Consider the following 23,733-nt stretch of genomic DNA (forward strand, 5'->3'; position numbering starts at 1 on the left):
GTATGTCTGACTACGGGGGCGGGGCGGACAGGCCGCCGCTGAACAGAGCGTCCGAGGATCCTGAAGCGGCGGCGCGCAGACGGGCGTTCGCCGAGCTGCTGGGCGAGTTCCGGCGGACAGCCGTGCTCGTGCCGCTGGGTGACGAGCCCGGCCCCGAGAAGGAGCGGGGGCTGCTGACCGCCGACTGGGGCGGCATCCGCTTCATCCTCGCGTTCTCCGACGAGCGGGCGCTGGCCCGGTACGCCGAGGCCCGCGGCGCCTACCGCCGCGAGTGGACGTACCGGACGGTCCTGGGCGCCCGCCTCCTCGATGTCGCCGTCCCGGCCGCCGGGGTGCCCTGCGGGGTCGCCCTGGACTGCGCGGACGGCGTGGACGGCATGGTCTTCCCGCCGGTGAAGGGGATCGTTCCGGACGCGGTGGCCGTCGACCGGGACGGGGACGAGGGGGGTGCCGTATGAGCGGCGGTGGCGGGGATCTCAAGACCGACGGACTGGCTCTGATCGCCAAGGGTCTGACGGAGGCTCTGGGCGAGCTGAAGGAACTCGGGATGGTGGGCATGGCCGGGGCCGGGCGCGGTTTCGGGGATCTGGCGCTGTCCGGTCTGGAGTTGGGGCACGAGGGGCTGACGGGTCAGTTCACGTCGTTCTGCGAGCGCTGGGAGTGGGGGGTGCGGTCGCTGGTCAACGAGGGCAACGCGCTGGCCCAGAAGACCGGCATGGCCGCGGGCACGTACTACGAGACGGAGAAGTACGCCGAGGGCAGCCTCAAGGTCGTCGCCAACGCGGCGATCGGCAATCCGTACGCCTCCGAGGAGGAGGTCACCCAGCAGGGCTGGGGCGACATCGCCACCTCCGGCGCCTTCGGCGGCGCGGACTACAGCAAGGAGTCCTTCGACCAGGCCATGGCCACCAGCGCACAGGGCTGGAAAGACGCCGGACGGGACGTCATGACCTCCCACACCGTCGGACCGCTCGGCCTGAACCCGGAGAACCTGCACGGCGCGCTCGGCGTGTCCGACACCGAGTACGACCAGATGCTCGACAACACCTTCGGCCCCTCCCCCGAAGCCCGCGCCCAGGCCGCCGCACAGCAGCCCGCGGACCCGGGCGGTGAGGGCTGATGGGCATCTTCGGAGACATCGGCGACGGCATCACCAGCGGGGTCAACAAGGGCCTGAGCATCGGTGAAGACCTCATCGACGAGGGCAAGAAGAAGCTCGGCGAGGGCATCGACTACGCCACCGACAAGGTCGGCGACGGACTCGACTACGTCGGCCTGGAAGGCGCGGCGGACGCCGTCGAGGACTGGGGCGACGACGTCGCCTCCGACCTGGGCGCCACCCCCGGCGAACAGCAGCTCGGCGAGACCGAGGAAGCCAATGAACTCATCCACGGCAACCCCGGCAAGATCCGCGAGAGCGCGAAACACCTCAAGGACTTCCACACCGCCTTCGACAAGGTCGTCCAGGGCATGCGGAAAGTCGACTCGGCCGGGTGGAAGGGCGAGGGCGGCGAGGGCTTCCGCCAGGCCTTCGGCGTCCACCCCACCAAGTGGGCCCACGCGGCCGAGGCGTGCGAGACGGCGGGCGGCGCCCTGGACTCCTACGCCGACACCGTCGCCTGGGCCCAGCGCCAGGCGCAGGACGCCATCGACCTGTACAAGAAGGGCCGCAAGGCCTCGGAAGACGCCGTGAAGGCGTACAACGACAAGGCCGACGCGTATAACGCCAAGATCAAGGCGAACGAGGACCCGGGCCCGAAGCCCGCCCCCTTCACCGACCCCGGCAAGGCCGACGTCGCCTCCGCCCACAGCAAGCTCGCCGAGGCCCGCAAGCAGCGCAACAGCGCGGCCTCCGACGCCCAGGGCAAGGTCGAATCCGCCCTCGCCCACGCCCCGGCCGAACCCCCGCCGCTGGACCGGCTGGGCGACAACATCGTCGACGGCTACCAGGCCGTGAACGTCGAACTCACCCACGTCGCAGGCGGCATCCTCAAAGGCACCGCAGGGCTGGTCAACTTCGCCCGCGGCCTCAACCCCACCGACCCCTACAACCTCACCCACCCCGCCGAGTACATGCAGAACGTCTCCACGACGCTCTCCGGCCTCGTCTCCACCGCCGCCCACCCCGAACGCATCGTCACCGCCGCCGTCGACGGCTTCAAGAAGGACCCCTCCGAGTTCATCGGCCGCCTCATCCCCGAACTCATCGGCACCAAAGGCGCCGGACTCGCCCGGGGCGGAGTGCGCCTCGGGCTCAAGGAGGGCGCCGAGAGCGCGGCGCGCTCCACGCTGCGCGACGCCGAACGCGGGGCGGGCGCGCACGGGCCGAACCGGGTCGCCCGCGAACAGCACGCGGTGGAGAGCAACGGCTCGGACCCCATCGACATGGCGACGGGCCGGATGTACCTGCCGCAGACCGACCTCGCGCTGCCCGGCACGCTGCCCCTGGTCTTCACCCGCCGCGTCGAGTCCGGCTACCGGCTGGGCCGGTGGTTCGGCCCCTCCTGGTCCTCCACCGCCGACCAGCGCCTGGAGATCGACGCCGAGGGCGTCCTCTTCGTCACCGAGGACGGCCTGCTGCTCAACTACCCCCACCCGGCCCCCGGCGTCCCCGTCCTGCCGAGCCACGGCCCGCGCCGCCCGCTGGACCGCACGGACGGCGGCTACGTCGTGACCGACCCGGACACCGGCCGCGTCCGGCACTTCGCCGACCGGGGCGAGGGGCTCGCGGTCCTGGAGCAGATCGACGACCGCAACGGCAACTGGCTCACCTTCGAGTACGACCGGGACGGCGCCCCCACCGCGATCGTCTCCAGCGGCGGCCAGCACCTCAAGGTCACCACCGATGGCGGCCGGATCACGGCGCTCCAGCTGGCGGGCGCGGCACCGGACGGCACCGACCAGGAGGTGAAACGGTACGGCTACGGCGAGACGGGCCATCTCACCGAGGTGGTCAACTCCTCCGGCCGGGCCCTGCGGTTCGGCTACGACGACCGGGGCCGCGTCACCTCCTGGACCGACACCAACGACCGCTCGTACCGCTACGCCTACGACGACCAGGACCGCTGTATCGCCGAGGGCGGCGGCGCGGGCCATATGGCGCTGCGCCTGACGTACGACACGTTCGACCGGGCGACCGGGCACCGGGTCACCGAGACCACGACCGGCGCGGGCCACATCCGCCGCTTCCTCGTCAACGAGGCCCACCAGGTCGTCGCCGAGACCGACCCCCTCGGCCACACCACGCGCTACTCCTGGGACCGCCGCAACCGCCTGCTCACCCGGACCGATCCGCTCGGCCACACCACCGCCTACCGCTACGAGGACCGCGACGGCGACGGCGACGCGGTGTCCGTCACCCGCCCCGACGGCCGCGAGACGACGGTCCGCCACAACGCTCTCGACCTTCCCGTCCAGGTGAAGGGGCCCGACGGCAACACGGTCCGCCACGCCTACGACGAGCGCGGCAACCGGACCTCGTCCACCGACCCGGCGGGCCGCACCACCCACTTCGCCTACGACGAGGCGGGGCGGCTCATCGCGGTCACCGATCCGCTGGGCCACACGACCACCGTCCGCTGCGACCGCTCCGGCCTCCCCGTCGAGGTCACCGACCCGCTCGGCGCCACGACCCGCTACGCGCGCGACGCCTTCGGCCGCCCCGCCACCGTCACCGACCCGACCGGCGCCACCACCCGGCTGGAGTGGACCGTCGAGGGCAGGCTCGCCCGCCGTGTCCACCCCGACGGCGCGACCGAGGCCTGGACCTGGGACGGCGAGGGCAACTGCACCAGCCACACCGACCGGATCGGCGGCGTCACCCGCTTCGCGTACTCCGACTTCGACCTGCTCACCACCCGCACCGCCCCGGACGGCACGCGCTACCGGTTCGAGCACGACGACGAGCTGCGCCTCACCCAGGTCACCAACCCCCAGGGCCTGACGTGGAGTTACACCTACGACGCGGCGGGGCGCCTGGTCTCCGAGACGGACTTCGACGACCGTACGCTCGCCTACCGCCACGACCCGGCAGGCCGTCTCACCTCCCGCACCGACGCGCTGGGGCAGACCACCGCGTACGACCGCAACGCGCTCGGCCAGATCACCCGCAAGGACGCGGACGGCCGGATCACCACCTACGCCTACGACCTCACCGACCAGCTCGCCCAGGCCACCAGCCCCGACGGCGTCGCCCTCACCCTGCTGCGCGACCGCCATGGGCGGCTGCGCTCGGAAGCCGTCGACGGGCGCGCCCTGACGTACCGCTACGACGAGCTGGGACGGCGCACCGGCCGCACCACGCCGACCGGCGCCACCACCACCTGGAGCTACGACGCCGCCGGGCACCACACCGGAATGACCGCCTCCGGCCGCGCCCTCGACTTCACCTATGACGCCGCGGGCCGCGAGCTGACCCGCCGTATCAGCGGCGCCCTCACCCTCAGCCAGGCCTTCGACCCGGTCGGCCGCCTCACCGCGCAGACCGTCACCGGCCCGTCCGGTGACCGCGTCCGGCACCGCGGCTACACCTACCGCGCCGACGGCAACCTCACCGAGGTGGACGACGCCCTGCACGGGCCGCGCCACCTCGATCTCGACGTGAGCGGCCGGGTCACCGCCGTCCGCGCGGCCGGGTGGACCGAGACGTACGCGTACGACGAGGCGGGCAACCAGACCGCCGCCACCTGGCCCGCGGGCCACCCCGGCCACGAGGCCACCGGCGAGCGCGCCTACGAGGGCACCCGCATCACCCGAGCGGGGAGCGTCCGCTACGAACACGACCGGCTCGGCCGCATCACCCTGCGCCAGAAGACCCGGCTGTCCCGCAAGCCCGACACCTGGGCTTACGTCTGGGACGCCGAGGACCGCCTCGTCTCCGTCACCACCCCGGACGGCACCCGCTGGCGGTACCTCTACGACCCGCTGGGCCGCCGCACCGCCAAGCTCCGCCTCGCCGACGACGGCACCACGGTCCTTGAGCGGACCGACTTCACCTGGGACGGCTCCACGCTGTGCGAGCAGACCACCACGGCGCACCGGCTGCCGCACCCGGTCACCCTCACCTGGGACCACCAGGATCTGCGGCCCGTCGCGCAGACCGAACGCATCCTCGGCGACGACCAGGAAGAGATCGACTCCCGCTTCTTCGCCATCGTCACCGACCTGGTCGGCACCCCGACCGAACTGGTCGACGAGCACGGCGACGTCGCCTGGCACACCCGCGCCACCCTGTGGGGCGCCACCGCCTGGTCCGCCGGAAGCACCGCGTACACCCCGCTCCGTTTCCCGGGCCAGTACGCCGACCCGGAAACCGGCCTGCATTACAACTACTTCCGCCACTACGATCCGGAAACGGCCCGCTATCTCACCCCGGATCCCCTCGGTCTCGCCCCCGCTCCTAATCCGTCCACCTATGTGGCCAACCCCCATACCTGGACGGACCACTTGGGGCTGGCGCCGGATTACATCCCGATTTACCGCACCCCGAAGGGGGCCCACGCGGAATACGAGCTGGCGCACGGCCCGAATCCGGCCAACCACCAGCCCGGCGTGGACATCGGCGGCGGCATCATGTCCGACGGGAAGATCTACTTCGGCGAAAAGGCAGTCGCCGCGGAGTATGCTGGACCGACGGGAGTGAACTTCGCGAAGGGCATGGTCAAATACGACATGCATCCGTCGTTCCTGGAAGAGTTCGGCGAGCACGCCAAGGTCCATGACTTCAATGGCCCCAATGGGGCGGCGCGCCTGGAATTCGAGATCCCGGTGGAGAAGCTCGACAGATTCAATGAGCTGACCCAGGGACGCAGTTGGGTATCTATATTCGGAGGGCCTTCGTGACATTTCGCAACCACCAGGAGCTGGATGTGACGGTGGTCGCGGTGGCCCCCGTGGGAGCCAGGGTCGAGGTGGACGGCGTGCCCGGCTTCATCGACCAGGTGAAGCATCCCTCCTGGTGGGACGAGAGCGTCGCACCGGCCCAGGTCGGGGACGAGCTGCACGTCGTCGTCCTGGACGCGACCCGCGAACCGCCCCGGCTCAGCGCGCTGCGGCGGGACATCGACACCGCGCGGCGGCTGCGGGGCGCCGCCGGTCAGTGAGGCTCCCGCGACCGTATCCCCAACACCCCTGAGCAGGACTCTGAGCAGGGCCGACAGCCGGAACCGGATGGAAACACAAGGAACGATCACCGTGGGCCGGGCGCTGGACCTGCCCGCCCTGCGCCGCGGCCTCCCCGAGGTGGTGACCGGGGGCGAGCTGCTGGACCGCCCGGTGCGGTGGGTGCACGCGGGGGAGGCGCCGAACATCGCCGCGCTCCTCAAGGGCGGCGAGCTGCTGCTGACCACCGGCCTGGGCGTCGGCCCCCGCGCCGCCGAGCAGCGCGCCTTCGTCCGGCGGCTGGCCGAGCGCGGGATCGCGGCGCTGGTGGTGGAGCTGGGCCCGAGGTTCCGTACGCTGCCGGTGGCGGTGGTGGACGCGGCGCGCTCGTGCGGGCTGCCGCTGGTGCAACTGCACCGCGAGGTGCCGTTCGTGGCGGTCACCGAGGAGATCCACACCGAGATCGTCAACGAGCACTACGCCCTGCTGCGCCAGGCCGATGTCGTCCACCGCCAGGGCACCGAGGTGCTGCTGCGCGGCGGCGGAGTGCCGGAGCTGCTGCGGAACTTCGCGGAGTTCGCGGGGAACCCGGTGTTCCTGGAGACCCCCGACGGGCGGCTGCTGTACGCGGCCGGGCCCGGGGGCGTACGTCCCGGCGGGACCGATCCGCTCCAGGCGTGGGAGGGGCTGCGGGGCCGCCACGCCGACCGGCGGCGGCCCGAGACGGCCGGGCCGCCCGAGCCTCCGGCGGGCAGTGTGCTGGCCGATGTGCCGGGCGGCGGCCAGGGGCCGGGCGCGGTACGGGCCCGGCTGGCCGTGCTGCCGGTGGTCGCGCCGCTCGCCCCGGTGCACCGCATCGCCGCCGAGCGGACCGCGGATCTGCTGGCGGTGGTGCTGCTGCGGGCGCGCCAGGACGAGGAGCTGGCGGCGCGCGGCCGGGGCGACTTCCTCACCGATCTCGCGGAGGGGCGCGTGGACGCGGCGGACGCGCCCGCGCAGGCGCGGGTGCTGGGCTTCCGGCCGTCCGGTGACGGCCCGCTGCTGCCGATGGTGATGCGGCTCGCGGAGGACCCCCATCCGCTGAGCGGGAGCGGGCGCGCGGTCACGGCGGGCGGCGACGCGGAGAGCTGGGCCACGCTGGCCCACGCGCTGCGGGAGGAGCTGGCGGCGGTCGGCGTTCCGGTGCTGCTGGGCGTACGGCTGCCGGAGGGCCGGGTGCCGCTGCTGGCCGGGCTGCGCACCTCGGCGGACCGGGGTGCGGTCGCGGCGCGCGTCGCGGCGGCCCTGCGGGCGGGGGTGGAGCGGGCCTGGCCCGACCGTCCCGCCGGGGTGCGTCCGCCGGTGGTGATCGCCGGGCTGGCGGCCGGATGGGACGCGGTCGGCGGTGAGCTGCGGCACGCGGCGGAGGCGGCGTACGCGGCGCACGGGCTGGCGGACCGGGACTGGTACGACGTCCGCAGCCTCGATGTCGACCTGTTGCTATGGCGACTTCGGGAACACGGGGATCTGGCCGCCTTCGTCGACCGGGTGATCGGCCCGCTGCTCGCCCACGACCGCACCGCCCGCCCGCCGTTGGTGCCGACGCTGGAGGTCTATCTGCGGCACGCGGGCCGCAAGGCGGAGACGGCCCGCGCGCTGCACCTCAACCGCCAGACGCTGTACGACCGGCTGGCCCGGATCGCCCGGCTGCTCGGCACGGACCTGGAGGACCCCCAGACGGTGCTCGCCCTGGGAGTGGCCCTCCAGGCCAGACGCCATGTGCGATGAGGCGTTCTAGAACGGGGTCAGGGTGAGCGTGATCCCGCTCGGGGCGGTGTCCTGGATGTACGAGGCGAAGTCGGCCACGTCGTCGAAGGCGAAGCCGTACGCCTTGCCGTCCGCCGTCGCCGCGTGCATGGCCTTGGCGTAGTGGTGGGTGACCTGCTCGCCGTAGAAGGCGGCCGGGTCGGTGGTCGGCTGGGCGGCGGCGCTGTGCAGCGTGGTGCGGTTGAAGCCCGCCCCGAGGATGGCCGCGACCGGCCCGGTCGTACCGTCGTTGGGCGCGGCCAGGGCGCCGTCGCAGAACAGCACGTCCTTGGTGGACGGCTTGTCGAAGGAGACCGCCGCCGGGCCGGTGAACGCGAACTTGCCCCCGCTCACCCGGCCGGTGAAGGTGCCCGCGTTGGTGGTCACCTTGAGGTCCTTCGATCCGTAGGTGTCCCAGACCCGGTCGATGTACGACGCGAAGTAGTCCTGCGGGAACAGCCCCGCGCCCAGGCCGTGGCCGGGTGCGATGACCCGCAGATCGTCCCCGATGACCAGCGGCTTGTACGCCTCGACCGCGCGGAGGTCGGAGAAGATCCGGGCGCGGGCGCCGTCCTTGAGGGTGCCGGTCGTCTGGTCCTTGGCGCCGGTGAGGCGGATGGCGAGCGGGACGCTGAACATGTCGACCATGGTGGTGTTGCAGAACATGCCGGAGGCGTTGAAGGTGAACTCCGCGCAGTCGTGCATGACCTGGTAGTTCGGGTCGCCGGACACCCAGCCCGCCGGGTACTGCAGCGCGGCCTTGCCCGCCCCGTCCGCCACCACCTTGAACTTGAGCTTGGCGCCCAGCGCGACATAGATCCGGCCGGACATGCGCGGCAGCGTCAGCTTGGTGTCACCGCTCCCCGAGAGCGGGATGGCGTAGTCGGTGAAGCCGTCCGCGCCGTTGTCGGAGAGCGCGATGGGGGCGAGCTTTCCGTCGGGGGTGACGCGGACCTGCTGGTTGTCGGCGTTGCCGACGATGTAGAGCCATACCGACGCGTTGCCGTACTGGCCGGTCTTGTTGACGACCGTGAGGGGAAGCGTTTCGGCGATCGCCGGGCCTTCCGCGGCTCCGGCGCGGCCGGTCGCGAGAGTCAGGCCGGTTCCCGCGGCAGCGGCGGAGGCAGCGATTCCACCCAGCAGTTTCCTGCGACTGATCATGAAAAAATACTCCTCGGCGTAGTGGGGGTTGCCGGGACACAACGTGGTGGCGCACGAAGTGGTTCATGAAGTGGAGCGTGCGCGCACGGCGTGGGGGCGTGGGAGACACCCCATTGGAGAGCGCTCTCTCGGTCCACCGCGCAGAACCCTGCCGATCAGCGCCCGGGGGCGTCAACCCCCTACACACAGAAAGGTCTGCACCAATTCGTCGTAGACGCTGAGGACATGGGCCACCGTGTCGTCCTCCGTCGGCCACTCGGCCGTCCGCGCCCGCCCCGCCGCGGTCAACTCCGCGCGGCGCCCGGGGTCGGCCAGCAGCCGGATCACCGCGTCGGCCAGGGCGCCGGAGTCGCCGTACGGGACGAGTTCGGCGGCCTCCCCCACCAGTTCGGGCACCCCGCCCACCGCCGTGGCGACCAGCGGCACCCCCGCGTGCAGCGCCTCCTGGGCCAGCAGCGAGCGCGCCTCCCAGCGGCTGGACAGCACCGCGACATCGGCGACGGCCAGCAGCCCCGGTACGTCGTCCCGGCGGCCGAGCAGCCGCACCGGGAGCCCTTCCGTATCGATCCGGCGCTGCAACAGCGCACGGTCCGGCCCCTCCCCCGCGATCGCCAGCAGCGGCGGCGGGTCCAGGGACCGCCAGGCACGCGCCGCGTCCAGCAGCGCGCCATGGCCCGCAGCGGCGTCCAGACGGCCGACCGCGAGCAGCAACCCCCGATCCACCGCGCCCAGGTCCGCGCGCGCCTTCTGGCGGGCGCCGTCGTCCGTCTCGGGGGCGGGGCGCGGGGCGGGCACCGCGACCGGCGCGAGCCGCGCGTCGCGCGCCCCTCGGTCACGGGCCCAGGCCACCAGGTCCGAGGACGCCCCCAGCACGACCGACGCGGCCCGCGCCACCCGCCGCTCCATCAGCCGTACGAGATGGGCCCGCGGCCCGTCGGCCTCCGCCCTGGTGTGCCAGGTGACGACGAGCGGAATGCCCCGGCCGCGCAGCGCGAGCGCGGCCAGCAGCCCGGGCCGCAGCCCGTGCGCGTGCACCAGCCCCGCGCCGACGCAGGCGGTACGGAGCGACGCGACGCTCCCCGCGTCCGTACGGCCGTCCAGCGGGGCGAACCCGGCGCCCGCCTCCGTGAACCCGTACCCCTCCTCGGCGCTCCGGGGCCCGCAGACGGTCACCCGCAGCCCACGCGCCACCAGCCCGGCCGACAGCGACCGCACGTGCACCCCACTGCCCGAACTGCCGCCGCCCAGCACCTGAACGGCATGCAGCGACGGCTGCCCGTGCAGCGGGACCGGGGTGTCGCTCACGGTACTGCTCACTCGGGCGGAGCTCCTGGGGCGGTGACGGAGGTGCGGGTTGCTGCGCCAAGAATGCCAGCCTTCGCACCGCCCGCGCCGCAACGTCCCCAAGCCACGCCCACCCACCGCTCGCCCGTACGTCCGCAACATCACCCATAAGGGTGACCCCACGCCCATTCCCCACCCCGCCCCTCCCCCATCCGGTACCCCTCCCCGGCCCCTGGGCCCGGACCGACACAGGACCGGGCCCCGACCCCAGCGAGCCAGCGCAGGGCCCGAGGAGAAGCCAGGGGGGCAGCGAGGCCGTGGGCACGGGTCCGGGGGCCAAACCCCGGCAAGATCAGGACCGCAAGCGCCGCCCCGGGCCCCGGGGCGGCCCCGGCAACAACCGGACCCGGACCGGCCGCTGGGGCGAGCCCGGCGGGGCCAAACCCCGGCGGGCCAGGGCAGGAGCCCAGGGGGGCCAAGCCCAGCGGGACCGGGAAACCAATCCCGGCGGGGGCCAGGGGCGCAGCCCCGGCGGGCCGGGCAGCGCCCGGTTCGGGAAGGGGCGGGGTGGGGAAAAGGACCCCGGCCAGCAGCCCGCGCGCCGCCTCCAACACTCCCCCGCACGAGCCCGGACCAGCTCCGAGCCCACTCGGGGCCCAGGGGCGCAGCCCCGGCGGGGCCGGGCAGCGCCCGGTTCGGGAAGGGGCGGGGTGGGGGAAGGACCCCGGCCTGGACCCGGACCGACACAGCACCGGGGCCCCGACCCCAGCGAGCCAGCGCAGGCCCCGGGGCAGGGCAACAGCGGGGCCGTGGGCAAAGGCCCGGGGCAGAGCCCAGGCAGGGGCCCGGGGCGGAACGCCACCGGCGGGGGCCAGGGGCGCAGCCCCGGCGGGGCCGGGCAGCGCCCGGTTCGGGAAGGGGCGGGGTGGGGAAAAGGCAGCGCCGGTCAGCGGCCCGCGCGCGCCGCCTCCAGCAACTCCTCCGCATGGGCCCGGGCCAACTCCGAATCGTCCTGGCCCGCCAGCATCCGGGACAGCTCCCGCACCCGGTCCTCCCCCTCCATCGCCTTCACACCACTCCGCGTCACCGCCCCGTCGTTCGTCTTCTCCACCACCAGGTGCCGGTCCGCGAACGCGGCGACCTGCGGCAGGTGGGTGACGACCACCACCTGGGCGGAGCGGGCGAGCCGGGCCAGCCGACGCCCGACCTCGACCGCGGCCTTGCCGCCCACGCCCGCGTCCACCTCGTCGAAGAGGTACGTCGGTACGGGGTCGGAGCCCGCGAAGACGACCTCGACCGCGAGCATCACCCGGGACAGCTCACCGCCCGAGGCGCCCTTGGCGATGGGGCGGGGCGGCGCGCCGGGGTGGGGGGCGAGGAGCAGCTCGACCTCGTCGGCGCCGTGCGGACCGTACGTCACGGCCCGCCCGCCGACCTCGACTCCGGCCGCCTCGTCCACGGCCTCGGTCTGCCGGATCGCGAACGTCACCCGGGCGTGCGGCATCGCGAGGGAGGCCAGTTCCTCGGTGACGGCCTCGGCGAAGCGCGCCGCGGCCTCCGTACGGGCGTCGGTGAGCGCCTGGGCGAGCCCGCCCAGGTCGGCGCGGAGCGCGTCGCGTTCGGCGGTCAGCTCGCTGATGCGGTCGTCGTCGCCGTCGAGTTCGGCGAGCCGGACGGCGCCCTGTTCGGCCCAGGCCAGCACATCGCTGATGCTCTCGCCGTACTTACGGGTCAGCTGGGCCAGCGCGGCGCGGCGCTCCTCGACGGCGGAGAGCCGCAGCGGGTCGGCGTCCAGATCGTCGGCATATCCGGCCAGTTCACCGGCCACGTCGGACAGCAGGATGCCCACCTCGCCGATGCGGTCGGCGAGCCCGGCGAGGGCGGGGTCGTGGGAGCGGACCGCCTCCAGGGCGCGGTGCGCGCCGCCGACGAGGGTGGCGGCGTCCACGGCCTCCAAGTCCTCCGGGTTGCCCGCGAGGGCGGCGTGCGCGAGGGCCGCGGCGGACGCGAGGGCTTCGGCGTGGCCCAGCCGCTCGGCCTCGGCGGCGAGTTCGTCGTCCTCACCGGCCCGCGGCTCGGCGGCGGCGACCTCCTCCAGGCCGAAGCGGAGCAGATCGGCCTCCTGCTCCCGCTCGCGCGCCCGCGTGGTCAGCTCGTCCAGCTCGGCGGCGACGGCGCGCAGCCGCCGGTAGGCGCCCGCGTACTTCTCCAGCGGCCCGGCGACGGCGGCGCCCGCGTACCGGTCCAGCGCCTGGCGCTGCCGGGCGGGCCGCATCAGGCCCTGCTGATCGGTCTGCCCGTGGACGGCCACCAGGTCGTCGGCCAGCTCCGCGAGCAGCCCCACCGGCACGGACCGGCCGCCGACATGGGCGCGGGAGCGGCCTTCGGCGGAGAGGGTACGGCTGATCAGCAGCGCCCCGTCATCGAGTTCGGCCCCCGCCTCCTCGGCCCGTACGGCGACGGACGAGCGGGCGTCGACCGTGATCCGGCCCTCGACGACCGCCGCCTTGGCGCCGATCCGCACCAGGGCGGCGTCGGCGCGGCCGCCGAGCAGCAGCCCGAGACTGGTGACGACCATGGTCTTGCCCGCGCCGGTCTCGCCGGTTACCGCGGTGAAGCCGGGTGACAGCTCGACTACGGCATCGTCGATGACACCCAGGGCACGTATCCGCATCTCCTCCAGCACGTGCAAGACCATACGAGGTTTACCGGCCACCTCGCGACGGCCACCCCCGGGGACGGCCGCACCGTCGCTCCGGGTGATCGCCCGGTGGCCGCGCCACCTCGTCTTCCGCACCGGGGAGGGCTGAGGGACGTACCCCCTCGAAAGGGTTTTCCCGGGCCCTCCCCCTGGCGAACGAAGGTCAGTGCGGCGCCCCGCGCCAGCCCGCCACCGGCAGCGCGAACTTCGCCACCAGCCGGTCCGTGAACGACGCGTGGTGCAGCCGGGCCAGCCGGACCGGCACCGCTCCCCTGCGCACCTCCACCCGCGCCCCGGCGGGCAGCTCCACGGTGCGGCGCCCGTCGCACCACAGCACCCCGTGCGGGGTCTGCGGCTGCACCTCGACCGCGAGCACCGACTCCGGCGTCGTCACCAGCGGCTTCGCGAACAGGGCGTGCGCGCTGATCGGGACCATCAGCAGTGCCTCGACCTCGGGCCACACCACCGGGCCACCGGCCGAGAAGGCGTACGCGGTCGAGCCGGTCGGCGTCGCGCACACCACGCCGTCGCCGCCGAAGCGGGAGACCGGGCGGCCGTCGACCTCGGTGACGACCTCCAGCAGCCGCTCGCGCGCCGCCTTCTCCACGGACGCCTCGTTCAGTGCCCAGTCGGTGTGCACGATGTGCCCGTCGTTACGGACGAGCACATCGATGGTCATGCGCTCCTCGACCTCGTACTGGCGGCTCACCACCCGGTCCACGACCTTGTCCAGGTCGTCCCGCTCGGCCTCGGCCAGGAAGCCGACCCGGCCCAGGTTGACGCCGAGCATCGGCACACCGGAGATGCGCGAGAACTCGGCACCGCGCAGCAGCGTCCCGTCCCCGCCGAGCACGACCAGCAGTTCACAGCCGTCGAGCACGTCACGGCCCGCGTCGACCAGTTCGACCTCGGGCGGCAGCGGCAGGTCCGCCGCCTCGGCGGCGAGCACCCGCACGCCGATGCCGCTGCGCACCAGCCCCTGGACGACGAGTTCGGCGCTTCGGATGGCCGCCGGGCGGCCGGTGTGCGCGAGGAGGAACACGGTGCGGTCGGCGGTCGACTCCGATGTCGGCTTGAACGCTGCGTCCGCCGCCGACTCCGCCTTTGCCGCTGCTTCTGAAGTGGTCAACTGGGCCCCTCCGCCACTGCACGGTCAACATCGTCCGGGTCCAGTGCCGGCGCCCCGGCGCGCATCCACAAAAAGTACTCGACGTTCCCCGACGGTCCCGGCAGCGGGCTGGCGGTCACGCCGAGCACGCCAAGCCCCAGGTCCGCCGCCTGATGAGCCACCGTCCGCACCGCCTCGGCACGCAGCTCGGCGCTGCGGACGACACCGCCGCTGCCGAGCCGCTCCTTGCCGACCTCGAACTGGGGCTTGACCATCAGCACCAGGTCGGCGTCGGGCGCGGTGCAGCGCACCAGGGCGGGCAGTACCAGCCCGAGCGGAATGAAGGAGAGATCTCCGACGACAAGGTCCACGGGCTCGCCTCCCATCTGCTCCGGCGTCAGCTCGCGTACGTTCGTACGGTCGAGAACGGTCACGCGTTCATCACTTTGCAAAGACCATGCAAGTTGCCCATAACCGACGTCCGCGGCGACGACATGGGCGGCGCCCGCGCGCAGCAGCACATCGGTGAAACCGCCGGTCGACGCCCCCGCGTCCAGCGCCCGCCGCCCGGCGACGGTCAGCGCTCCGGAGCCGGAGACCGGGGTCGGGTCCGTGGTCCGGCCGGGCCCCTCGCGGTACTCCTCGCTGAAGGCGTACAGGGCGCCCGCGAGCTTGTGGCCGCCGCGCGAGACATAGTCCGGATCGCCGTCGTCCTTGGTCACGACGACCGCCGCACTGGTCTCGACCTGCGTGGCGGCCTTGGTCGCGGTGGCCCCGCCGACGGTCACCCGGCCCGCCGCGATCAGCTGGCTCGCGTGCTCACGCGAGCGGGCCAGCTTGCGGCGCACCAGCTCCGCGTCGAGTCGTACGCGTCGTGGGCGGGTCACTGCCACGGGTGGTTCAGCTCCTGGGGTCGGCCGTATGCGGTCTTGCGCGGTCTTACGGAGGCTTGCGGGGTCTTACGAGGAGGGGGCGGGCGGGGCCGGAGGTCCGGGCCGCCGGTCGAGTGCCGTCAGCGTGTCGCGCAGGCCCCCGTGCACATCCTCGTACACCTCCAGATGACTGCTCACCGGGAGGTCGTCCGCGTCGGCCAGCCGGTCGAGCCGCGCGTCGACGTCGGGTACGCCGGTGGGCGTACGGGCCACCCCGAGCGGCGCCGGACCGGCGGGCCCGGACGGCGCCTCCGCGGGCGCTTCGGGCGGCCCGGGGGTCGCGTCGGCAGGCTCCGCTTCCGGCTCTGACCCGGGCCGTCCGCCCGGCGTGGGCTCACTCATGCCCCCGACGCTACCGCGAAGCGCACGTTCTCCGACGGGGCACGACCTGCGGTACCGTCGTCGGCGATGGCCACCTTGGAACAGTGCCGCGACGCACTCGACAAACTGGCGGAGAACCTCGCGGGCGCGAACGGGGACCTCCGCAGCGCCGCCGCGCTCGATCGCTCCGTGAGCTGCTGGATCACCGACCTCGACACGACCTTCCTCGGCCGTCTCGTGGACAGCCGCATCGAGGACGTGACGACCTCGTCCGGCCCGCCCGCCGAGCGCGCGCAGATCCGGCTGGCGATGTCCGGCGACGATCTGGTGGCCCTGGTCGACGGCGAGCTGCACTTCGCCCGGGCCTGGGGCACCGGCCGGGTCAAACTGGAGGCCGGGCTGCGCGACCTGCTGCGGCTGCGGAAGCTGCTCTAGCACTCACCCACCGCCCCGGCCCGTAACCCGGCGTGTCCCCTCTCCCCGAGGGCCCGGGGCTCAGGACTCGCTCGCCGCGGCGGCCAGCGGCTCCGCCGAGGCCTCCGCGCCCGACTCCACAGTCTTACGGGACTGGCGGGCGGCCGGTATTACCAGCGGAGTCCCCGTCTCCGGGTCGTCGATGACCTGGCAGCGCAGCCCGAAGACCCGCTCCACCAGCTCCGCCGTGACGATGTCCCCCGGCGCGCCCTCCGCGACGATCTCCCCGCCCCGCATCGCGATCAGATGCGTGGCGTAGCGGGCGGCGTGGTTCAGGTCGTGCAGCACCGCGACGAGGGTGCGGCCCTGCTCCTCGTGGAGCTGGGCGCACAGGTCGAGGACATCGATCTGGTGCTGGATGTCCAGGTAGGTCGTGGGCTCGTCCAGGAGCAGCAGCGGCGTCTGCTGGGCGATGGCCATGGCGATCCACACCCGCTGGCGCTGCCCGCCGGACAGTTCGTCGACATAGCGGTCCCCCAGCTCGGCCACGCCGGTCGCCGCCATCGACTCCTGGACGATCCGCTCGTCCGTCTCCGACCACTGCCGCAGCAGCCCCTGGTGCGGGTAGCGGCCACGGGCGACGAGGTCGGCGACGGTGATCCCGTCCGGGGCGATGGAGGACTGCGGCAGCAGGCCGAGGGTGCGGGCGACCTTCTTGGCGGGCAGCGAACCGATCGCCTCCCCGTCCAGCAGCACCGACCCCGCCGTCGGCTTGAGCATCCGGGACAGGGCGCGCAGCAGGGTGGACTTGCCGCAGGCGTTGGGGCCGACGATCACGGTGAACGAGTGGTCGGGGATGGTGACCGACAGGCCCTCGGCGACGGTGCGCCGGTCGTACGCGAGGGTCAGCCCCTCGGCGGTGAGCCGCTGCCGGTCGGTCGTCGCGCCGGTGGTCGTATTGCTCGTGCTGGTGTTGGTGCTGGAAGCCACGGTCTGCCCGGTGTCCTTTTCCCTGTCGCCCTTGCTGCCCTTACTGCCCTTGCGTTCCGTCATATCCGCCCCGCCTTGCGCTCGGTCACCAGCAGCCACAGCAGATAGGCGCCGCCCAGCATCCCGGTCAGCACGCCCACCGGCAGCTGGTCGGCGCCGAAGGCCCGCTGCGCGGACCAGTCGGCGGTGACCAGCAGGGCCGCGCCCATCCAGGCCGAGGGGAGCAGATTGGGTCCGGCCGAATGGGTGAGCTTGCGGGCCAGTTGCGGGGCGACCAGCGCCACGAAGGCGACGGGCCCGGCGGCGGCCGTGGCGGCGGCGGTCAGCAGGACGCCCGCGAACATGAGCACCAGCCGGGTCCGCTCGACCCGCACCCCGAGGGCGTACGCGCTGTCGTCGCCCATCTCCAGCATCCGCAGCCCCCGCGACTGCCCGAGGATCACCGGCAGCAGGACCGCGCAGACGCAGGCCAGCGGCCAGACCTGGGCCCAGTCGCGGCCGTTGAGCGACCCGGTCAGCCACACCACCGCGCGGGTGGCGTCGGGGAGGTCGGCCTTGGTGAGCAGATAGCCGTTGACGGCGGCGAGCATCGCGGAGGTGCCGACGCCGACCAGCACCAGCCGGTAGCCGTGGACGCCCCGCCGCCAGGCGAGCGCGTAGACCCCGACCCCGGTCAGCAGTCCGCCGCAGATAGCGCCGACGGCGACCTCGGCCGGATTGCCCTGGAAGAGGACGATCACGGCGAGCGCCCCGGCCGCCGAGCCCTGCCCGAAGCCGATCACATCCGGACTGCCCAGCGGATTGCGGGAGATGGACTGGAAGACCGCCCCGGCCAGCCCGAGGGCCGCGCCGACCAGCAGCCCGACCAGGACGCGCGGCAGCCGCAGGTCGTGGACGATGAAGTCCTGGGCCATGGTGCCGTTCCCGGCCAGGGAGTTGAGCACATCGCCGGGGGCCATGGGGAAGTCGCCGGTGCCGATCAGGACCACGCTCATCGCCAGCGCCACGGCGAGCAGCAGCAGCCCCACAACCACGCTGCGCACGTCCAGCCGCAGCGACAGGCCGCCGGTGCGCAGCGTGACTCCGCTCGTCCTGGGCGTCGTGGTGCGCTTGCTCGCGTTCACAGTTGAGTCATCCTTCGGCGGCGTACGAGGTAGAGGAAGACGGGTCCGCCGACGAGCGCGGTGACGACGCCGACCTGGAGTTCGGCGGGCCGGGCGACGACCCGCCCGATCACATCGGAACCCAGCAGCAGGACGGGCGACAGCAGCGCGGCGTACGGCAGCGTCCAGCGCAGATCGGGGCCGGTGAGCGCCCGGACCAGGTGCGGAACCATCAGCCCCACGAAGGCGATCGGCCCGCAGGCGGCGGTCGCGGCCCCGCACAGCAGGGTGACGGCCAGCATGGACATCGCCCGGGTGCGAGCCAGGTTGGTGCCGAGCGCGCGGGCCGTGTCGTCGCCGAGCGCCACCGCGTTCAGCGAACGGCCGAGCAGCAGCGCCAGCACCGCGCCGACCAGGAGGAACGGGGCCACCTGCCGGACCACGGTCATATTGGCGGAGGCCAGCGAACCGACCGTCCAGAAGCGCATCTTGTCGAGCGCCGCGCTGTCCAGCAGCTGTACGGCGTTGATGTAGCCGTAGAGCGCCGCGTACACGGCCGTACCGGCGAGCGCGAGCCGCACCGGGGTGGCGCCCCGGCTGCCGCCGAGCGCGTACACCAGCACGGAGGCGACGGCGGTGCCGAGGAAGGCGAACCACACATAGCCGGTCAGGGAGGTGACGCCGAGGAAGCTGATCGCCGAGACGACGGCGGCGGACGCGCCCGCGTTCAGCCCCAGCAGCCCGGGGTCGGCCAGCGGGTTACGAGTGAGGGCCTGGATGACCGCGCCAGCGAGCCCGAGGCCGACGCCCACGAGCACCCCGAGAAGGGTGCGCGGCACCCGTACGTCCTTGATCACCACATCGGTGTCGCTGCCGGTGTACTGGAACAGCCCGTGCCAGACGTCCCCCAGCGCGATCGGCTTGGAGCCGATCGCGATGCTGGCGGCCGCGACGGCCAGCAGCACACAGAGGGAGACGACGAGCCCGGCCGCTCGGCGCGCGTTCTGCTGGCGGGGTGGCGGGGCCGCCGTATCGGTCGCTGTCTCGGGTCCGGCTTTCGCCGGACTGACCAGGGTCACGCGGAACTCCACCTCACAGCACGGCCGATCAAGACTTAGGTTAGGTTACCCTAAGCCCCGCCTGTGACACCCGGCCGGGTCCCCGCCCCGCGCCCCGTCTACGGCCACATCACCCCAGGCCCCGGCCGCGTAACGCCCCGGGGGACTGCGGGCGGCTCCGGGGGCTCACAACCCCAGCCGAGCCAATGCCTTCCCCGCGTCCGCGCCGCTCACACCCTCCCCCGCCTCGTCCCACGCGGCGGCGCACAACGCCCGCAGCCCGTCCAGCGACTCGGCGCCGTCCCCCTCCAGCAGCAGTGCGCCGTCGACCGCCCACGCCGTCCAATCGCCGCACTGGAAGCCCCCGTCGACCGGTTCGACCACCGGCTGAGGCGTCAGCAGCCCCCGCAGGTCGCGGTCCACATAGGCGGGCCGGTGCTTCGGCTCCGCCGCCAGCAGCTGCGCCGGGGTCGTCACCCCGGTCAGTACGAGGAGCGAGTCGACCCCGCCCGCGTACGCGCCCTCGATATCGGTGTCCAGCCGGTCCCCCACCACCAGCGGCCGCCGGGCCCCGGTCCGCAGGATCGTCTCGCGGTGCATCGGCGGCAGCGGCTTCCCCGCGACCTGCGGGTCCTGGCCGGTCACGATCCGTACGACCTCCACCCCCGCGCCGTTGCCCGGCGCGATCCCGCGACCACTCGGAATCGTCAGGTCCGTATTGGACGCGTACCACGGCACCCCGCGCGCCACCGCGTAGCCCGCCTCCATCAGCCGCGCCCACGGCATGTCCGGTCCGCCGTACCCCTGCACCACCGCCGCCGGGTCCTCCTCGGCGGACTCCACCGGCAGCAGCCCGCGCTCGCGCAGCGCCACCCGCAGCCCCTCGCCGCCGATCACCAGCACCCGCGAGCCCTGCGGCAGCTGCTCGGAGATCAGCCGGGCGACGGCCTGCGCCGAGGTGATCACGTCCTCGGCCCCGGCGGGCACCCCGAGCCGGGTCAGATGCTCGGCGACGGTCTGCGGTGTGCGCAGCGCGTTGTTCGTCACGTACGCCAGCCGCATCCCGTCGTCCCGCGCGGTGCCGAGCGATTCCACGGCGTACGCGATGGCCTCGCCACCCGCGTACACCACCCCGTCGAGGTCCAGCAGCGCGGTGTCGTACGCCGCGTTCAGCGGCTGCTCGCTGCCCTCGGGCGCGGTGCGGACGGTCTGGTTCATGGGGGGCCACTCTCCTCGCGATCCATGCGTTCTCCCCCCGATCATGGCTCATCGACGACCGGGGCATAACATTCTCTAATGAGCACTTCAGGGCCTGGCGGGCAAGGTCTCCAGCTCACCCCCTTCCGGGGGCTGCGCTACGTCGCGGAACAGGTCGGCAGTCTCGCCGCCGTCACCTCACCGCCCTACGACGTGGTCGTACGGCCCGATGGTCTGCGCGAACTCGAGACGGCCGATCCGTACAACATCGTCCGGCTCATCCTCCCGCAGGCTGGCTCCCCCGCCGACCGCCACCGGCAGGCCGCTGACACACTGCGCCGCTGGCAGGCCGAAGGCGTCCTCGCGCCCGATCCCGAGCCTGCGCTGTACGTCTACGAACAGCGCGACAGCCACATCCTCCAGCGCGGGCTGATCGGCGCCCTGCGGCTGAGCCCGCGCGAGGAGGGCATCGTCCTCCCGCACGAGGAGGTCATGCCGCACATCGTGGAGGACCGCGCCGACCTGATGCGCGCCACCGCGGCCAACCTCGAACCCCTGCTGCTCGCCTATCGCGGCAACGGCGGTGACGCCGGTGGTGGCGCCGCCGGGGTCATCGAACGCGCCATCCAGCAGGAGCCGTTGCTCTCCACCACCACCGAAGACGGCTTCGACCACCATCTGTGGCGGGTCACCGACCCGGCCGACCTGGTCGCGGTCGCCGCCGATCTCCGCGACCGCCAGGCGCTCATCGCCGACGGCCACCACCGCTGGGCCACCTATCTGCGGCTGCGCGAGGAACGGCCCGAGCCAGGCCCCTGGGACTTCGGCCTCGTCCTCCTCGTCGACACCGCCCGCTACCCGCTCCGCGTCCGGGCCATCCACCGGCTGCTGCGCCACCTCCCGGTGGCCGAGGCGCTGGCCACGGCCAGCACCGCCTTCCGGGTACGGACCGTCGACGGCCCGCTGCCCCGCGCCCTGGACGCCCTCGCGGAGACGGCCACCGCACCGGACGGGCGGAACGCGTTCCTCCTCGCGGGCGACGGCGGATTCCACCTGCTCGACCGGCCCGACCCCGGGCTGCTGGCCCGTACGGTCCCCGAGGGACGGCCGGAAGCCTGGCGGTCGCTGGACGCGACGGTCCTGCACGCGCTGCTCCTGGACCACCTCTGGCAGATCCCGGACAGCGCCGAGCACATCGGCTACATCCACAACGCGGAAGCGGCCGTCGAACAGGCGGAGCGGCACGGCGGCACAGCGGTGCTCATGCATCCGGTGTGCGAGGAGGTCGTCCACGAGCTGGCGCGCCAGGGGGTCGCCATGCCGCGCAAGTCGACGTCCTTCGGCCCGAAGCCCGCCACCGGGCTGGTGCTGCGCAGCCTCACCCTGGGCTGAGCCGCGCAGAGATACGAAGACATACGCGGACATACGAAGAGGGCGGAGCCCCGGCCGGGGGTGGTGGCCGGGGTTCCGCCCTCAGGCATCAGCTACGGTCTCTGTCCTCGGCCGAGGTTGCGGTCTCCTCGACCTCTTCTTCGACCTCTGCGACCTCTGCGGCTTCCGCGGTCTCCTCAGCGACCTCGGCGACCTCTTCGGAGACCTCGGCCTCCTCGGCGACCTCATCAGCGTCGAGCGCGTCCACGAACTCGACACCGTCCAGCTCCGCGAGCCGGTCGGAGGCGTCCGTGGTGCCGCCCTGGTCCGCCTCCAGCGCCTTCGCGAACCACTCCCGCGCCTCGTCCTCACGGTCGACGGCGAGCAGCGCGTCGGCGTAGGCGTACCGCAGCCGCGCGGTCCACGGCTGGATGGAGTTCGATGCCAGCTCCTGGCTCTGCAGGGTGACGACGGCGGCGTCGGCCTGGCCCATGTCGCGCCGGGCACCGGCCGCGACCAGGCGCATCTCGACCTGCCCGGCCCGGTCCAGCTTCTGCACCTCGGGCTCACCGGCCATGGCCAGCGCCCGCTCAGGACGGCCCATGCCGCGCTCGCAGTCGGCCATGACCGGCCACAGGTCGTTGTTGCCGGTCATACGGCGCGCGGCGCGGAACTCCGCCAGCGCCTCCGAGTACTTCGCGACGGCGTACGACGCGAACCCGGCCGCCTCACGGACGGCGGCGACGCGGGAGGCGAGCCGCAACGCGATGCGGGAGTACTGGTACGCCCGCTCCGGCTCCTCGTCCAGCAGCTTGGCGACCATGACGAGGTTCTTGGCGACATCCTCGGCAAGGGTCTTCGGCAGGCTCAACAGTTCCTGCCGCACGTCCTTGTCGATCTCGTCGCCGGTGACGTCCTCGGGGATCGGCAGCCGCTTGATCGGCTCGCGGTCGCGGTCCCGGCCGCCGCGCTCGTCGCGGTCGCGACGGCCGTAGCCCCCGGACCGGTCGTCGCGCCCCCGCCCCTGGCCGCCACCGTACGGACGCCGAGCCCCACGGTCGTCGCGCCCACCGCGGAAGCCACCGCCACGGTCATCGTCACGACGAGGCCCACGGGGCCGGTCGTCACGACGGTCATCACGGCGGAACCCACCACGGTCATCCCGGCGATCATCGCGCCGGTCATCGCGACGGAACCCACCCTGCTGCGGACGGGAACCACTGTCCCGGCGGTCGTCCCGGCGGAATCCACCACGGTCATCGCGCCGGTCTTCACGACGGTCATCGCGACGGAACCCACCACGGTCATCCCGGCGGTCATCGCGACGCTCGTCACGACGGTCATCACGGCGGAACCCACCGCGATCATCACGACGGTCGTCACGCCGATCGTCGCGACGGAACCCACCACGATCGTCGCGCCGGTCATCCCGACGGTCGTCACGCCGATCATCGCGGCGGAACGGGGGGCGGTCATCCCGGCGGTCGGAGCCACCACGGGGCCGGTCTCCACGGTCGTCACGGCGCCCGCCGAACCCACCCCCCGGACGTCCGCCACGGTCGTCGTCACGGCGCGGCCCACGGGGCCGGTCATCGCGGCGGTCATCGCGGCGGAAGCCACCACGGTCGTCGCGCCGGTCGTCACGACGGTCATCCCGGCGATCGTCACGACGGAACCCACCCTGCTGCGGACGGGAACCACCCTGCGGACGGGAGCCACCGTCACGGTCGCGGCGCGGTCCGGAGTCGCGGAAGTCCCTCCGGTCGCCGCCGTCCCGGCGCCGCGGCTCGCGGTCTCCCCGGTCGTCGGAAGAGTTGGTGGACATCTACGTGACTCCTGTCTTCAGGTCAAAATAAAAAGGACCCTTGGTCCCAGCATGAACGCTGGGACCAAGGGTCCTCCAAAGATTGTTCGGCGGCGTCCTACTCTCCCACAGGGTCCCCCCTGCAGTACCATCGGCGCTGAAAGGCTTAGCTTCCGGGTTCGAAATGTAACCGGGCGTTTCCCTAACGCAATGGCCACCGAAACCCTATCGGGTTCTAGCGAACAAGCACACTTTTCAATTAAGTAAGTGGAACTGATTCACCGGTGCGACTGTTCGCAACCCGGGAACCACACAGTGGACGCGAGCAACTGAGGACAAGCCCTCGGCCTATTAGTACCAGTCAACTCCACCGGTTACCCGGCTTCCATATCTGGCCTATCAACC

Annotated in this window: 19 protein-coding genes and 1 rRNA gene; 7 read left to right on the plus strand and 13 right to left on the minus strand. The window is 73.1% G+C overall.

The window, feature by feature from the left end:
- The first annotated feature begins 2 nt into the window (after positions 1 to 2).
- From ACFV9T_RS20410 to ACFV9T_RS20430, 5 genes are all read left to right on the plus strand, one after another.
- Positions 3 to 458: a hypothetical protein gene (locus ACFV9T_RS20410; RefSeq protein ID WP_385442214.1), complete on the plus strand. Its 456-nt coding sequence runs from the start codon at positions 3 to 5 to the stop codon at positions 456 to 458.
- The gene (locus ACFV9T_RS20415) at positions 455 to 1,120 is read left to right on the plus strand and encodes a hypothetical protein (RefSeq protein WP_385442216.1); all 666 of its coding nucleotides are present in this window, start codon (positions 455 to 457) and stop codon (positions 1,118 to 1,120) included. Before ACFV9T_RS20410 ends, ACFV9T_RS20415 begins: the two co-directional genes overlap by 4 nt.
- Positions 1,120 to 5,841, plus strand: coding sequence for a putative T7SS-secreted protein (locus ACFV9T_RS20420; protein ID WP_385442218.1), 4,722 nt, complete (start codon positions 1,120 to 1,122; stop codon positions 5,839 to 5,841). Before ACFV9T_RS20415 ends, ACFV9T_RS20420 begins: the two co-directional genes overlap by 1 nt.
- A complete protein-coding gene (locus ACFV9T_RS20425) occupies positions 5,838 to 6,101 on the plus strand; it encodes a hypothetical protein (RefSeq protein WP_385442220.1) in 264 nt (87 codons plus the stop codon). Before ACFV9T_RS20420 ends, ACFV9T_RS20425 begins: the two co-directional genes overlap by 4 nt.
- 67 nt (positions 6,102 to 6,168) lie before the next feature.
- Positions 6,169 to 7,866, plus strand: a complete 1,698-nt coding sequence (locus ACFV9T_RS20430; RefSeq protein ID WP_385442223.1) for a PucR family transcriptional regulator — start codon at positions 6,169 to 6,171, stop codon at positions 7,864 to 7,866.
- A gap of 6 nt (positions 7,867 to 7,872) precedes the next feature.
- On the opposite strand, the gene ACFV9T_RS20435 is transcribed toward ACFV9T_RS20430, so the two are convergent.
- The 6 genes from ACFV9T_RS20435 to ACFV9T_RS20460 form a co-directional block, all read right to left on the minus strand.
- Positions 7,873 to 9,045 (minus strand): glycoside hydrolase family 64 protein, encoded by a 1,173-nt coding sequence (locus tag ACFV9T_RS20435; protein WP_385442225.1) that lies wholly within the window; start codon positions 9,043 to 9,045, stop codon positions 7,873 to 7,875.
- A gap of 171 nt (positions 9,046 to 9,216) precedes the next feature.
- Complete coding sequence (locus tag ACFV9T_RS20440; RefSeq protein WP_385442269.1) at positions 9,217 to 10,350, minus strand: glycosyltransferase family 4 protein; 1,134 nt, start codon at positions 10,348 to 10,350, stop codon at positions 9,217 to 9,219.
- 925 nt (positions 10,351 to 11,275) lie between these two features.
- Positions 11,276 to 13,027 carry a DNA repair protein RecN gene (gene recN, locus ACFV9T_RS20445; protein WP_385442228.1) on the minus strand — a complete coding sequence of 584 codons (1,752 nt, stop codon included), beginning with the start codon at positions 13,025 to 13,027 and terminating at the stop codon, positions 11,276 to 11,278.
- Between the two features lie 166 nt (positions 13,028 to 13,193).
- The gene (locus ACFV9T_RS20450; protein WP_385442230.1) at positions 13,194 to 14,159 is read right to left on the minus strand and encodes an NAD kinase; all 966 of its coding nucleotides are present in this window, start codon (positions 14,157 to 14,159) and stop codon (positions 13,194 to 13,196) included.
- Positions 14,156 to 15,025, minus strand: a complete 870-nt coding sequence (locus tag ACFV9T_RS20455) for a TlyA family RNA methyltransferase (RefSeq protein ID WP_385442271.1) — start codon at positions 15,023 to 15,025, stop codon at positions 14,156 to 14,158. Before ACFV9T_RS20455 ends, ACFV9T_RS20450 begins: the two co-directional genes overlap by 4 nt.
- Positions 15,026 to 15,097: 72 nt before the next feature.
- Positions 15,098 to 15,412 carry a hypothetical protein gene (locus ACFV9T_RS20460; RefSeq protein WP_385442232.1) on the minus strand — a complete coding sequence of 105 codons (315 nt, stop codon included), beginning with the start codon at positions 15,410 to 15,412 and terminating at the stop codon, positions 15,098 to 15,100.
- A 66-nt stretch (positions 15,413 to 15,478) separates the two neighbouring features.
- Between ACFV9T_RS20460 and ACFV9T_RS20465 the strand changes: the two genes are divergently transcribed.
- Positions 15,479 to 15,826: a sterol-binding protein gene (locus ACFV9T_RS20465; RefSeq protein WP_385442235.1), complete on the plus strand. Its 348-nt coding sequence runs from the start codon at positions 15,479 to 15,481 to the stop codon at positions 15,824 to 15,826.
- Between the two features lie 60 nt (positions 15,827 to 15,886).
- Here ACFV9T_RS20465 and ACFV9T_RS20470 read toward each other — a convergent pair whose 3' ends face one another.
- The 4 genes from ACFV9T_RS20470 to ACFV9T_RS20485 all read right to left on the minus strand — a co-directional run bounded on the left by ACFV9T_RS20470 (position 15,887) and on the right by ACFV9T_RS20485 (position 20,174).
- Entirely contained in the window at positions 15,887 to 16,858 is a 972-nt protein-coding gene (locus ACFV9T_RS20470; protein ID WP_385442237.1) for an ABC transporter ATP-binding protein, read from the minus strand.
- A complete protein-coding gene (locus ACFV9T_RS20475) occupies positions 16,855 to 17,919 on the minus strand; it encodes a FecCD family ABC transporter permease (RefSeq protein ID WP_385442239.1) in 1,065 nt (354 codons plus the stop codon). Before ACFV9T_RS20475 ends, ACFV9T_RS20470 begins: the two co-directional genes overlap by 4 nt.
- Positions 17,916 to 18,977 carry a FecCD family ABC transporter permease gene (locus ACFV9T_RS20480; protein ID WP_385442242.1) on the minus strand — a complete coding sequence of 354 codons (1,062 nt, stop codon included), beginning with the start codon at positions 18,975 to 18,977 and terminating at the stop codon, positions 17,916 to 17,918. Before ACFV9T_RS20480 ends, ACFV9T_RS20475 begins: the two co-directional genes overlap by 4 nt.
- 165 nt (positions 18,978 to 19,142) lie before the next feature.
- Positions 19,143 to 20,174 carry an HAD-IIA family hydrolase gene (locus ACFV9T_RS20485; RefSeq protein WP_385442244.1) on the minus strand — a complete coding sequence of 344 codons (1,032 nt, stop codon included), beginning with the start codon at positions 20,172 to 20,174 and terminating at the stop codon, positions 19,143 to 19,145.
- Positions 20,175 to 20,252: 78 nt separating this feature from the next.
- On the opposite strand from ACFV9T_RS20485, the gene ACFV9T_RS20490 reads away from it, so the two are divergent.
- Positions 20,253 to 21,545, plus strand: coding sequence for a DUF1015 domain-containing protein (locus tag ACFV9T_RS20490; protein ID WP_385442245.1), 1,293 nt, complete (start codon positions 20,253 to 20,255; stop codon positions 21,543 to 21,545).
- 88 nt (positions 21,546 to 21,633) lie between these two features.
- Here ACFV9T_RS20490 and ACFV9T_RS20495 read toward each other — a convergent pair whose 3' ends face one another.
- From ACFV9T_RS20495 to rrf, 3 genes are all read right to left on the minus strand, one after another.
- Positions 21,634 to 22,410: a hypothetical protein gene (locus tag ACFV9T_RS20495; protein ID WP_385442247.1), complete on the minus strand. Its 777-nt coding sequence runs from the start codon at positions 22,408 to 22,410 to the stop codon at positions 21,634 to 21,636.
- Positions 22,392 to 23,177 (minus strand): hypothetical protein, encoded by a 786-nt coding sequence (locus tag ACFV9T_RS20500; RefSeq protein WP_385442248.1) that lies wholly within the window; start codon positions 23,175 to 23,177, stop codon positions 22,392 to 22,394. Before ACFV9T_RS20500 ends, ACFV9T_RS20495 begins: the two co-directional genes overlap by 19 nt.
- A gap of 256 nt (positions 23,178 to 23,433) precedes the next feature.
- Positions 23,434 to 23,550, minus strand: a 5S ribosomal RNA gene (gene rrf / locus ACFV9T_RS20505).
- Positions 23,551 to 23,733: the final 183 nt, after the last annotated feature.

Source organism: Streptomyces sp. NPDC059850 (assembly GCF_042731515.1).
Taxonomy (GTDB): domain Bacteria; phylum Actinomycetota; class Actinomycetes; order Streptomycetales; family Streptomycetaceae; genus Streptomyces.